The organism is Streptomyces sp. SPB162, from assembly GCF_029504575.1.
In the GTDB taxonomy this organism is placed as follows: domain Bacteria; phylum Actinomycetota; class Actinomycetes; order Streptomycetales; family Streptomycetaceae; genus Actinacidiphila.
Genome location: NZ_JAQFII010000001.1, coordinates 1,697,834 through 1,709,353, shown reverse-complemented (window position 1 = coordinate 1,709,353; position 11,520 = coordinate 1,697,834). Strand labels below are relative to the sequence as shown.

The following is an 11,520-nucleotide window of genomic DNA, read 5'->3' as shown; positions in this document are numbered from 1 at the left end:
GTAGCCCAGCGCGACTCCCAAGCAATAGATTGGGAGTCATGACGGCATGGGGGGTCCTGCGCGACCGTGACGCGGGGACGTACTTGGGCGGGGTGCTGGTCTCCGGCTTCGGGAGCTCGGCGATGATGCTGGCCGCCGGCATCTGGGTGAAGTCGCTGACCGGCTCCAGCAGCCTCGCGGCGCTGGTCGGCGTCTGCCTCTGGGCCCCGACACTGGCCGGTCCGCTGCTCGGCACCCTGGCCGACCGGGTCCGCCGTCGTCCGCTGCTCATCCTGGTCAACGCCGCGATGGCGGCCCTGCTGCCGCTGCTGCTCGCGGTCCGTACGGCGGACCTGGTCTGGATCCTCTTCGCCGTACTCGTCCTGTACGGGACCGCGTCGGTGCTGTGCGACGCGGCCGAGGCCGCCGTCATCACCGCCGCCGTTCCCGAGGAGCTGCGCGGCGACTTCAACGGACTGCGCATGACCGCCAACGAGGCGATGAAGCTGCTCGCACCCCTCGCCGGCGCCGGCCTGTACGTCCGTTACGGAGGCGGCTCCGTCGCCGTGCTCGACGCCGTCACCTTCGCGCTCGCCGCCGCCGTGTTCGCGATGGTCCGGGTGCGGGAGGAAGCGCCCGCGCCGGCCGCGTCGGGCTGGCGTGAACAGACCGCCGAGGGCATCCGTTGGCTACGACGACACCCCCTGCTGCGCCGGCTGGTGGCCGTCGGCTCGATCGCCATGCTGCTGTCCGCACTCGGCAGTTCGGCGATCTACGCGGTGGTCGACGCGGGCCTGCACCGTTCGCCCGCGTTCGTGGGCGTGCTGTACGCGGTGCAGGGCGCGGGCTCCGTCGTCGGGGGAGTGGTCGCGGGCGCGTTGCTGCGGCGGATGCCGGAACGGGTCTTCGCGGCCACCGGCATGCTGCTGTTCGCGCTCGGGATCGCCGCACGCGCCACGCCGTGGGTCTCCGCCGCCCTCGTGGGCGGCGCGGCGATCGGGGTCGGGCTGCCGTGGGTGCTGATCACCGCACTGACCGCCGTTCAGCGGGAGACGCCCGCGGAACTGATCGGCCGGGTCGCGGCGACCGCGAGCACGCTGGTCTTCGCGCCCACCGCGGTGGGCGGACTGGTGGGCGCCGGCCTCGTCGCGGTCGTCGACCACCGCCTGCTGCTCGCCGCCTTCGGCGCGGCGGGCGTGCTGACCGCCGCGTACTGCCTGCGGGGGGTCCCGGCCGTCGGGGCGGACGGGTCGGCGGCCCTGGCGTCCCGAGGTGGGCAATTCTTTACCGACGCGTAACTAGCAGGTCTTGCTACTGGCGCGTAAGTTGACGTGAACGTAACAACTTGTGATCCGGATCACAGCGTGGGTGGAGTGACGCAACTCCCCTGACCTGCGAGGAGATCACATGAGGCTGCCCTGGAAGCGGACGCTCACCGCTCTGGCCCTGGCCTGCGCGGTGGCGGTCACGCCGATCGCGGCCACCGCCGCGTCCGCACACCCGGCCCCGTCCAGCGGATGGAACGACTTCTCCTGTCGGCCCTCCGCCGCGCACCCCCGGCCGGTCGTGCTCGTGCACGGAACGTTCGGCAACGGCACCGACAACTGGCTCGCGTTCGCCCCCTACCTGGTGGACCGGGGCTACTGCGTCTTCTCCTTCGACTATGGCGGGCTGCCGGGCGTCCCGTTCTTCGACGGGCTCGGCCCGATCGCGGACTCCGCGCAGCAACTGGCGGACTTCACCGACCGGGTGCTGACGGCCACCGACGCGCCGAAGGCGGACCTGGTCGGGCACTCCCAGGGCGGCATGATGCCGCGCTACTACCTGAAGTTTCTCGGCGGCGCGTCGAAGGTGAACGCGCTGGTCGGCCTGGCCCCCGACAACCACGGGACCAGCCTCGACGGCCTCGCCAACCTGCTCCCGTACTTCCCCGGCGCCGCCGACGCCATCCACTCCGTCGTTCCGGGCCTCGCCGACCAGGTCGCCGGATCCGCCTTCATGCAGGCCCTGAACGACGGTGGCGACACCGTCCCCGGCGTGCGCTACACCGTCATCGCGACCCGGTACGACGAGGTCGTCACGCCGTATACGTCGCAGTTCCTCTCCGGACCGGACGTCCGCAACGTCCTGCTGCAGGACCTGTGCTCGGTGGACCTCTCCGAGCACGTCGCGATCGGTCTCCTCGACCGGATCGCCTTCCATGAGGCGGCCAACGCCCTCGACCCCGCCCACGCGACCCGGACGAACTGTCTCTCCGTGCTCAGTTGACCCAGGGCGGCGAGATGGCGGTGCCGTCGGCGAGTACGGCCTGCAGGCCGACGCTGGTGGTGACCCACATCGTGGCCGGTTCCTCCGTGGGATTGCCGACGCCCAGGGAGGAGCCGGCGGGCGCGACGGCGGCGTCGCCCGGCCGCAGGGTGGACACCTCGCCGTCGATGCTGAACCGCACCGTGCCGGTCAGGACGAGGAAGACCTCCTCGCGGGTGATGGTGTGAGCGGGCCCGGCGGTGCCGCCGGGTATCTCACCGCGCCAGGCGCACAGCTCCTTGCTGCCGTGCGCGGGCAGGATGTACGAGACGAAACGGACACCGTGCATCTCGTGGACGACGGCTTCGGCTGCGGGGACAAACGGCATACGGGATCTCCAAATGGTCAAGCTGCTTGCGCAAGCTACTTGTCTATATAGTCAAGTAGCTTGCGCAGTGTGTCAAGCTGCTCCCGTGAACAACGCTGACGCCATGAGCCTGACCGCGACCCTGCTGGCCGCCGCCGGCGGTCTCACTGCCGTGATCCACGACGGCGTCGTCGCGCGCGGCTTCGGCGACCTCCGGCCCGCGCACGGCTTCGCCTTCGCCCGCCTCGCCCCGGCCGGCGCGACCGCCGCCGACCTGGCGGAACACCTGGGGGTCACCCGCCAGGCGGCCAGCCAGATGGTCGAGGAACTCGTCCGCAAGGGATACGTGGAGCGCCGCCCGCACCCGGACGACGCCCGGGCCCGGCTCGTCGTCCTCACCGACCGCGGCTGGGCCTGCACGCGAGCCGCCGAGGAGGCGGCCGCCGACGCGGTACGCCCCTGGGCCGACCTCCTCGGCGAGCGCCGGCTGCGGGCCCTGCGGGACGATCTGTCCCGGCTGGCACCGAACGGCCCGATCCGGCCCAACTGGTAGCCCCCGACGCCGGCCGGGACGCACGCGGGGACCCACACCGGGACGCACGCCGGAACACATACCGGGACCCACACCGGGACGCACGCGGGGACCCACACCGGGACGCGAAGGTGCCGCTGCCCGTGGGGTGACAGCGGCACCGGATCAGGGGGTGGACGTCCCGTCAGGAACGGTGGCGTCCCGCCGCGGCGGCCCTGCGGCGGACGGTGGCGAGCAGCACCGACGTCCCGACCGCGATCACCGCGGCACCGCCGACGGCGAGCGGGCCCGTGCCGGTGGAACCCCCGGTCTCGGCGAGCTTCGTGTCCTCGGCGGGCGCCACCGGCGCGGCGGAGCCGTCGGCCTTCGGCGCGTCACCGGCCGCGGCGGCGGTGGTCGCCGCCGGGTGGTCGTGGTGGACGGTGGACTTCGAGGCGCCCGCGGCGATCTGGGCCTCGGACGGCGCGGACGGCGCGGACGTGGCCGGCGCCGCTCCCGTGGTAGCCGGCGCACTGTGCGAAGCGCTGTGCGAGGGAGTGGCCGGGGTCGGGGCGGAGCCGCCGCCGTCCTTGCCGAAGACCACGTCCGAGCAGGTGTAGAAGGCCTCGGGGCTGTCCGAACGCTGCCAGACGCTGTAGATCAGATGGCGGCCGGTGCGCTGCGGCACCTTGCCCGGGAACACGTAACTGCCGTTCGTGAGAGTCGGGTTGGTGACCGACGCGAACGGCTTCGCCTCCAGGTCGGACCACTTCAGCGGCTTCGACGGGTCGTAACCGTCCTTGGTGATGTACAGGTCGAACGCGCCCTTGTGCGGAGCGGTCGCCCGGTACTTGAAGGTGAACGAACCACTACTCATCGCCGTCGCCGGCCAGTCCGCCCGCGCCAGGTCGAGCCCCTTGTACTCCGCGTTGCCGGCGCTGCACAGCTGCCCGTCCGGCACCTTCGACCGGCTCCGCCCGGCCGCCTCGCCGTCGCGCACCCCGTTCCAGTCGTAGAGCGCCTGCGTCCCACCCGCCGCGACGGCGGCCTTGCACGCGGCCGACTTCGGGCTCTCCGGACCCTCCGCGTAACAGGCGGACACCCGGCTGACCGGATTCGACATCGAGCCGTGCGCGCTCGCGGGGGCGGAGGCCAGCCCGGTCAGCACCAGCGGCACCAAGCCCACGACGGCGACTGCGGCGGCCCTGCGACGTACGGTCATCCCGGGGATCTCCTTCGACGGTGACACCTGCCCAACACCCGGCACGCTAGCCCCGCCCCACCGCCGAAATCCCCCCGCCGGCTGCGGAAACCCGATCTTTATGGGCGCTTTAAGGGACCCCTGAGAGTCGATTAAGAACGCGGCCGGGTGATCAGTCGTGGCAGGGTGGCGGGATGACCGATACGAGCCGACGGCTTGCCGCGCTGCAACTGATCGAGGCCGCTGTCGACGCGGGGAGTTTGGCGGCGGTGGGACGAGCCCGTCACCGTGCTGCCCGAGGCGGCGGAGTACCGCGCCGATGTGGAGAGGGCGCGGCTGCGCACCGGGCTCGACGAGTCCGTCGTCACGGGGGAGGGACGGATCCGGGGGCGGCGGGTGGCACTGGTCGCGGGGGAGTTCGGGTTCCTCGGCGGGTCGATCGGGGTGGCGGCCGGGACCCGGCTGGTGACCGCGGTGGAGCGGGCGACGCGGGAGCGGCTGCCGCTGCTGGCGTCCCCCGCCTCCGGCGGTACCCGGATGCAGGAGGGCACCATCGCGTTCCTGCAGATGGTCAAGGTCGCGGCCGCCATCGCCGACCACAAGGCGGAGGGGCTGCCCTACCTCGTGTACCTGCGGCACCCGACCACCGGCGGGGTGCTCGCGTCGTGGGGTTCGCTGGGCCACGTCACCGCGGCGGAGCCGGGGGCGCTGATCGGGTTCCTCGGGCCGCGGGTCCATGAGGCGCTGTACGGCGAGCCGTTCCCGACCGGCGTTCAGGTCGCCGAGAACCTGCTGGCCAACGGCCTGGTCGACGCGGTGTTCCCGGCGGGTCAGCTGGCCGAGGTCGCGGCGCGGGCGCTGGACGTGCTGTGCGGCGAGGCGGGTGACGACGTCTCCGCGGGCGGTGGTTCGGGCGGCTCGCCGGAGGTGGCCGTCGCGGTCTCCACCGCCGACTCGATCCGCCGCTCGCGCCGGCCGGACCGGCCGGGACTGCGAGCGCTGTTGGCAGGAGCCGGACGGGAGGTCACGCCGCTGAGCGGCACCGGCGCGGGGGAGCGCGACCCCGGACTGCTGCTCGCGCTGGCCAGGTTCGGGCCGACGCCGTGCGTCGTGCTCGGCCACGACCGGCGCCCGCACGAGGCCGGTCCCGCACCGCTCGGGCCGGCCGGGCTGCGGGAGGCGCGGCGCGGCATGCGGATCGCGGCCGAACTCGATCTGCCGCTGCTCACCGTCATCGACACGGCGGGGGCGGCGCTCAGCCGGGAGGCGGAGGAGGGCGGCCTCGCGGGCGAGATCGCCCGCTGCCTCGCCGACCTCGTCACCCTCCGGGCCCCGACCCTCTGCCTGTTGCTCGGCCAGGGCGCGGGCGGTGGCGCGCTGGCCCTGCTGCCCGCCGACCGCGTCATCGCCGCCCGGCACGCCTGGCTCTCGCCGCTGCCGCCGGAGGGCGCGTCCGCGATCCTCTACCGGACGACGGACCGGGCGTTCGAGGTCGCGGAGCGGCAGGGCGTGAGCTCCGCCGATCTGCTCATCAACCGGATCGTCGACACCATCGTCGAGGAGAGCCCCGACGCGGCGGACGCGCCCGACGCGTTCCTCGGCCGGCTCGGCGATCTGCTCGGTGCCGAACTGGCCGCCCTGCGGGCCCGCGACCGCGGCGAACGGCTGGCCGCCCGGCGGGCCCGGTACCGCAACCTCGGACTGTAGGCAGCGGGCTAATGAGAGAGTCCTCTCTTCTCATTAGGGACCGTAGGCTGGGGTGAAGTGACGGTGAAGGGGGATCCATGGAGCGGCAGCTGGCGCTGGAGCTGGTGAGTACGGTCCGGCACGACGGGGACGGCGGCGTCGCGGACGATCTCGCCACCGTCGAGGGGATGACCCGCTGGATCCGGGAGCGGGCGGACCTGCTCCCCGGGCCCGCCGCCGAAGGGTTCAGCGCGGACGAGGAACTGCGCGACCTGGTCGTCGCCCTCCGGCAGGCGGTCCGGGCGCTGTTCGCGCTGGCCGTCAGCCCCGCACCCCCGAGCCGCGCCGACGCCGACCGGCTCATCCCCGCCGACCTGGCCCTCGACCGCCTCAACTCCGCGGCGGCGAACGAGCCGGTCGCCCCGCAGCTGCTGTGGCCCCCGGGTGAGGCCCCGGCCGTCCGGCCGCTGTCCACGGAAGACGATCCGCGGGTGCGGATCACCGCCGGTCTGGCCCGTGCGGCCATCGACTTCCTGGCGGGTCCGGAACGGGTCCGGCTGCGGGCCTGTACGGCACCGCGCTGCGTCCGCTACTTCGTCAAGGGGCACGGCCGGCAGGAATGGTGCAAGCCGGCGTGCGGCAACCGGGCCCGGGTCGCCCGGCACTATCAGCGCACCCGCACCGGCGCGGACCTGGATCCCGATCCGGACCGCAGCTGACGGACGACCCGGCCCGACGTGGCCCGGTCCGATCCCGCGGGCTCGTCCACCGCGTCCGTTGTGCCAGGATCGCCGTCATGAGCCTGAGGATCACCGTCGTCGCCGACGCGGCCGCCGCCCCCTTCGAGCAAGTGCGTGAGCAGATCGCCGATCAGGCGCGCAGCGGGCGGCTCCCCGTCGGCCACAAGCTCCCGACCGTACGGGGGCTCGCCGAGGAGCTGGGACTCGCGGCCAACACGGTCGCCAAGGCCTACCGCGCCCTCGAGGCCGACGGCGTCATCGAGACGCGGGGCCGGCACGGCACCTTCGTCGCCGCCGCGGGCGATGCCGCCGAGCGGCAGGCCGCTGCCGCCGCCGCGGACTTCGCGCAGCGCGCGCACCGCCTCGGACTGGACCGCGCGGCCGCCCTCGCCGCCGTCCAGGAAGCGCTGCGCGCCGCCTACGACGGGTAGCCCGTCCACGACCGGCAGGCCTTCGCTCCGGAGCGCGCGCCGCACCTGCGACGTCCGCGACACCCGGACGAACCCCCACCCGAACCCGGTACCGATCAGAGGTACAGGCCGTCCGACGTCGGGGCCTGGGCCGGGATGGTGGAGCCGGCGCCGCGCCGCAGCGCGTACAGCTCGGCGAGGGTGGCGCCCTCGCGCCCGATGCCCTCGGTGGTGCCGAGCCAGGCGGCGGACTCGTCGCGGGTCAGCGGGCCGACCTCGATACGGGACAGGCAGCGGCCCGGCCGGACGACGGCGGGGTGCAGCCGCTCGAGGTCCTCGTTGGTGGTGATGCCGACGAGCACATTGCGGCCCTGGCCGAGCAGGCCGTCGGTCAGGTTGAGCAGCCGGGAGAGCGCCTGGCCGGTCTGGTGCTTGGCCTGACCGCGGATCAGTTCGTCGCAGTCCTCCAGGAGCAGCAGCCGCCAGCGGCCGCCGGCTGTCCCGTCGTCCTCGCCGATGGCGATGTCCATCAGGTAGCCGACGTCGTTGAAGAGCCGCTCGGGGTCCAGCACGCAGTCGACCTGGCACCAGTCGCGCCAGGAGCGGGCCAGGGTGCGCAGCGCCGAGGTCTTACCGGTGCCGGGCGGCCCGTGCAGGAGCAGCAGCCGGCCGGTGATGTCGTCCTTGGACAGCTTCATGAGGCCGTCCATGGCCTCGGCCACCGGGGCCGTGTAGTTGCCCCGCAGCTCGTCCCAGGTGGCGGCGGAGATCTGCCGGGTGGTGCGGTGCGGGCCGCGGCGCGTCGAGACGTACCAGAACCCCATGGTGACCGTCTCGGGCTGGGGTTCCGGCTCGTCCTCGGCGTTCTCGACGGCGCGCGAGAGCACCTGCTCGGCCAGCTCGTCGCTGACCGCGGCGACCGTGACGTCCGCGCCGCGGTTCCAGCGGGAGATCAGGATCGTCCAGCCCTCGCCCTCGGCCAGCGTGGCGCTGCGGTCCTTGTCGCGGGCCTGGCGCAGCACCGTGGCGTCCGACGGGATCAGCGTCAGGCCGGACTTGACCTTCTCCAGGGACGCGCCGCGCGAGTACGGCTGTTCGCCGGAGGTGAAGCGCCCGAGGAAGAGCGCGTCGACCACGTCGGAGGGTGAGTCGCTGTCGTCCAGGCGCACATGGACGGGGACCGCGCGGTGCGGTGGGCGTGGCGCGTGCCGGGCGGGCGCGGGGTCGGGCAGGCTCTGTGGCACTGGCCTCCTCGGGTCATGGGGCTTCGCGGACATGCGGCCCATGATCCGGCACGGGAGCCGCTTCCGCCCAGTGCTTTTCCGGGGCGGAAACGTGCCCCGGCCGAAGAGGCGGACACGAGGCGCGGACGCGGCCGGAACGAGGCGCGGACGAGGTTTGAACGCGGTTCGGTCGGCGCGGAGTCGAGCTGTCGCGGACTTTTCATATGAATGCAATGGACACGACAAAAATTCGTGGTCGGGATACTTCCCCCGGGGGTTACCGGCCGGTACAACAGGTCTCGCAGAGATCCTGCCCAGGGAGGTTCCATGAGACTGTCCCGGTTGGCATCAGCCGTATCCGCGCTGATCCTCACCACTGGCCTCGCGCTCATCGGCGCGGCCCCCGCGCACGCCGCGGCGCCCTCGTACGCAGCCCTCGGAGACTCGTACTCCGCGGGCGTCGGCGCCGGCAGCTACGACAGCTCCAGCGGTGCCTGCAAGCGCAGCACCAAGGCGTATCCGGCGCTGTGGGCGGCGGCTCACGCCCCGTCAGCGTTCGCCTTCACCGCCTGCTCGGGCGCCAAAACGGGTGATGTGCTCAACAACCAGCTCGGGCCGCTCAACGCGTCCACCGGCCTGGTGAGTATCAGCATCGGCGGCAACGACGCGGGCTTCGCCGACGTCATGACCACCTGCGTGCTCAACTCCGAGAGCACCTGTCTGGCCCGCATCGCGACGGCCCGCGCCTACGCGGACAACACCCTCCCCGGCCTCCTCGACAACGTGTACAACGCCATCCACGCCAAGGCCCCCAACGCCCATGTGGTCGTGGTCGGCTACCCGCACTTCTACAAGATCGGGGGCAGTTGCTGGGCCGGTCTCAGCGACACCTCGCGCGCCGCCATCAACGGCGCGGCCGACGAACTCGACACCGTGACGGCCAAGCGCGCCGCCGACCACGGCTTCGGCTTCGCCGATGTGCGCGGCACCTTCACCGGACACGAACTCTGCTCGGGATCGCCCTGGCTGAACAGCCTGACCTTCCCGATCGACGAGTCCTACCACCCCAAGGCGGCCGGCCAGTCCGGCGGCTACCTGCCCGCGTTCAGCTCCGCCGCCTGATCCGTACCGCTCGTCCCGGCCGCCGCCGGTGTCGTGGTCGACGCCGACGGCGGCCGGTCGCGGCGATGATGGAACGGCCGGGAGGGGGGTAGGCTCTCACTGTCCGCCGTTCGCCAACTTCCTTGCGCGCGGCGGTAATTCGCTGTTCAGTCGTCAACACCCAGAGCCGGAGGGTCAATCCGGGGCCTGGGATGCGCAGGTGACGCGTCGGGGCGATAGGGTTACCCTGCCCGGGCCGGGTGCCCTCGTACGGGTGGGGAGTGTCATGGAACAGATAGTTATGCGTAGCAGGCCGAGAGTGCCTGCCATCAACTGCGGAAGCAGCACGACCAGCACGCGTCTGGATCGTCATCTCGCGATACTGGGCGGCCCTGTCGTCCCGCACCGTGAGAGTGCGGAGGCGACGTTGCTGATGCGCGAGCTGACCTCGCGGGATTCGGCGCGCACCAAAGCGAGCCGCAGTGCACGGGTGTCCCTGTTCGCGCCGCTGCGGCGCCTGCGGCGCTCCCTGTTCGGCAGCCGCGGCTGATCCCACCTTCCGGCGGTCACACCGTCCCGGCACAACGCTGCGGCCAGCGGCGTTGCGGTGTGCTCGCCGTGAACGGCAAGGGCTCTACGCGCGTCCACCTGCGTTCGGACGCTTTCCACCACCCGTAACACCCGTGGCGTCCTGTCGACGCCTCACAGCAGCGCGAACTGCCCGTCCGGACCTTCCTCGTGATGGTCCAGCACCGATGCGGGCCGCCGCGCCCCCACGGGCGCGGGCAGGACCCCCGCCAGGCGCAGTGCTTCGGCGGAGATTCCCGCCGCGCGCGCCCGCCGCGACCCCGGCTCCGCCGCCAGCCGCTCCGCGAGCTTCCGCCGCTCCGGTCGGAGCGCGGCCAGCAGGGTGAGTACGGAAACGAGTTCGAGCAGCTCCGTGGTCGTCTCCCGGGTCCAGCGAGCGGGCCGCAGCGCCTCCAGCGTCGCCGGAGCCGCGACGGCCGCCCGCCGCTCATACCAGGCCTCCAGCACCCGCACCCCGCCCGCGTGGAACTCCCACGCGGCGGCCGGTACCGGTGAGATCAGCCCCTCGCCGATCCGCAGCGCCTCCTCCTCCGGGTCGTACGCCAGCTCCCCGGGCCGCGGCACCGCGGGCAGCGGGGCGCGGACGTACGGGCGTCGGCCGCCGGGCAGCCGGGGCTGGCCGGCGGGCCGGCCGGCGGCGGGATCCGCGCAGCGCTCGCCGCGGGTGTGCAGCCAGATCGACGTCCGGCCCAGTTCGACGGCGGCGAGCCACAGTTCCGGGTCGCGGGTGAGCGGCACCGCGACACCCTCCCGCGGGTCCCGGGCCGGCAGGCCCGCGACGGTGATCCAGGCCAGCACGTCCTCGGCGCCCACCGGCAGCCCGAGGAGCTCGCCGAGCAGCTCGGTCAGGCCGGGCGCGAGGTTGGGGTCCTGCCCGCCGGGCCGCCGGTACAGCGGCCGGATCCTGCCCGGTTTGCCGGCGGGCGAGCGGCCGTCGGGCAGGACGGCGCCGAACGACAGCGCGGGACCGGGGACGTTGGGGAGCCTGGCCTGCTCCACCGCGAAGATCTGGCGCTCGTCGGCGACCCGCCACAGCTCGGGGCGGGCGGCGTCGATGAGCCGGTGGTCGGGAATCAGCCACTGCAGGTCGAAGGCGCCGTGCAGGACGCGGACCGGTTCGGGGCACCGGCCGCTCTCGCGGGCCAGCCGGGTCGTGGCGGCGGGCCGCCCCTCCCGTCCCGGAACCGCCAGCTGCGGCGCGGGGGTGTGCAGCCCGCGGGCCCGGCTCGGCCGCAGCAGCCGCTCGCGTTCCGCGTCGTCGGCCGCCGCCAGCAGCGCGTCCCAGCGGGCCCGCAGCGCCTTCGCGTCGGGTGCCACCGCCCAGGACCGGCCGTAGACCAGCGGCGGCACGGACCACGGCATCAGATCGGCGAGCACGGGAGCGACGTGGGCCGCCCCGGAGTTGGAGCCGGCGGCTCGTGGCGGTGTCACGTCACGGGCCTCCCCAGCGCCTGGATTCGCGGATGC

Annotated in this window: 12 protein-coding genes; 8 read left to right on the top strand and 4 right to left on the bottom strand. The window is 73.4% G+C overall.

The window, feature by feature from the left end; translation table 11 throughout:
• The first annotated feature begins 38 nt into the window (after positions 1-38).
• Together M2266_RS07945 and M2266_RS07940 are read left to right on the top strand one after the other, a co-directional pair.
• On the top strand, positions 39-1,277 hold the full coding sequence (locus M2266_RS07945) for an MFS transporter (protein ID WP_277437526.1): 1,239 nt from the start codon (positions 39-41) through the stop codon (positions 1,275-1,277).
• 109 nt (positions 1,278-1,386) lie between these two features.
• Positions 1,387-2,247, top strand: coding sequence for an alpha/beta fold hydrolase (locus M2266_RS07940; protein WP_277437525.1), 861 nt, complete (start codon positions 1,387-1,389; stop codon positions 2,245-2,247).
• Here the strand turns inward: M2266_RS07940 and M2266_RS07935 are convergent.
• Entirely contained in the window at positions 2,240-2,614 is a 375-nt protein-coding gene (locus tag M2266_RS07935; RefSeq protein WP_277437524.1) for a cupin domain-containing protein, read from the bottom strand. The two genes, M2266_RS07940 and M2266_RS07935, sit on opposite strands and share 8 nt — an antisense overlap.
• Positions 2,615-2,699: 85 nt before the next feature.
• Between M2266_RS07935 and M2266_RS07930 the strand changes: the two genes are divergently transcribed.
• The gene (locus tag M2266_RS07930; protein ID WP_277437523.1) at positions 2,700-3,146 is read left to right on the top strand and encodes a MarR family transcriptional regulator; all 447 of its coding nucleotides are present in this window, start codon (positions 2,700-2,702) and stop codon (positions 3,144-3,146) included.
• A 163-nt stretch (positions 3,147-3,309) separates the two neighbouring features.
• Here M2266_RS07930 and M2266_RS07925 read toward each other — a convergent pair whose 3' ends face one another.
• The gene (locus tag M2266_RS07925; protein ID WP_277437522.1) at positions 3,310-4,326 is read right to left on the bottom strand and encodes a lytic polysaccharide monooxygenase; all 1,017 of its coding nucleotides are present in this window, start codon (positions 4,324-4,326) and stop codon (positions 3,310-3,312) included.
• Positions 4,327-4,593: 267 nt separating this feature from the next.
• Between M2266_RS07925 and M2266_RS07920 the strand changes: the two genes are divergently transcribed.
• The 3 genes from M2266_RS07920 (at position 4,594) to M2266_RS07910 (ending at position 7,162) form a co-directional block, all read left to right on the top strand.
• Entirely contained in the window at positions 4,594-6,012 is a 1,419-nt protein-coding gene (locus M2266_RS07920; RefSeq protein ID WP_277437521.1) for a carboxyl transferase domain-containing protein, read from the top strand.
• A gap of 77 nt (positions 6,013-6,089) precedes the next feature.
• Positions 6,090-6,710, top strand: a complete 621-nt coding sequence (locus tag M2266_RS07915) for an ABATE domain-containing protein (RefSeq protein WP_277437520.1) — start codon at positions 6,090-6,092, stop codon at positions 6,708-6,710.
• Between the two features lie 77 nt (positions 6,711-6,787).
• The gene (locus tag M2266_RS07910; RefSeq protein WP_277437519.1) at positions 6,788-7,162 is read left to right on the top strand and encodes a GntR family transcriptional regulator; all 375 of its coding nucleotides are present in this window, start codon (positions 6,788-6,790) and stop codon (positions 7,160-7,162) included.
• A gap of 95 nt (positions 7,163-7,257) precedes the next feature.
• Here the strand turns inward: M2266_RS07910 and M2266_RS07905 are convergent, their stop codons facing one another.
• On the bottom strand, positions 7,258-8,418 hold the full coding sequence (locus tag M2266_RS07905) for a DUF5925 domain-containing protein (protein WP_277437518.1): 1,161 nt from the start codon (positions 8,416-8,418) through the stop codon (positions 7,258-7,260).
• 273 nt (positions 8,419-8,691) lie between these two features.
• Here M2266_RS07905 and M2266_RS07900 point away from each other — a divergent pair, with 273 nt between their 5' ends.
• A complete protein-coding gene (locus tag M2266_RS07900) occupies positions 8,692-9,486 on the top strand; it encodes an SGNH/GDSL hydrolase family protein (protein ID WP_277437517.1) in 795 nt (264 codons plus the stop codon).
• Positions 9,487-9,751: 265 nt separating this feature from the next.
• Positions 9,752-10,015 (top strand): hypothetical protein, encoded by a 264-nt coding sequence (locus tag M2266_RS07895; protein ID WP_277437516.1) that lies wholly within the window; start codon positions 9,752-9,754, stop codon positions 10,013-10,015.
• Between the two features lie 152 nt (positions 10,016-10,167).
• Here the strand turns inward: M2266_RS07895 and M2266_RS07890 are convergent, their stop codons facing one another.
• Positions 10,168-11,415: a type ISP restriction/modification enzyme gene (locus tag M2266_RS07890; protein WP_277441102.1), complete on the bottom strand. Its 1,248-nt coding sequence runs from the start codon at positions 11,413-11,415 to the stop codon at positions 10,168-10,170.
• Positions 11,416-11,520 lie beyond the last annotated feature (105 nt).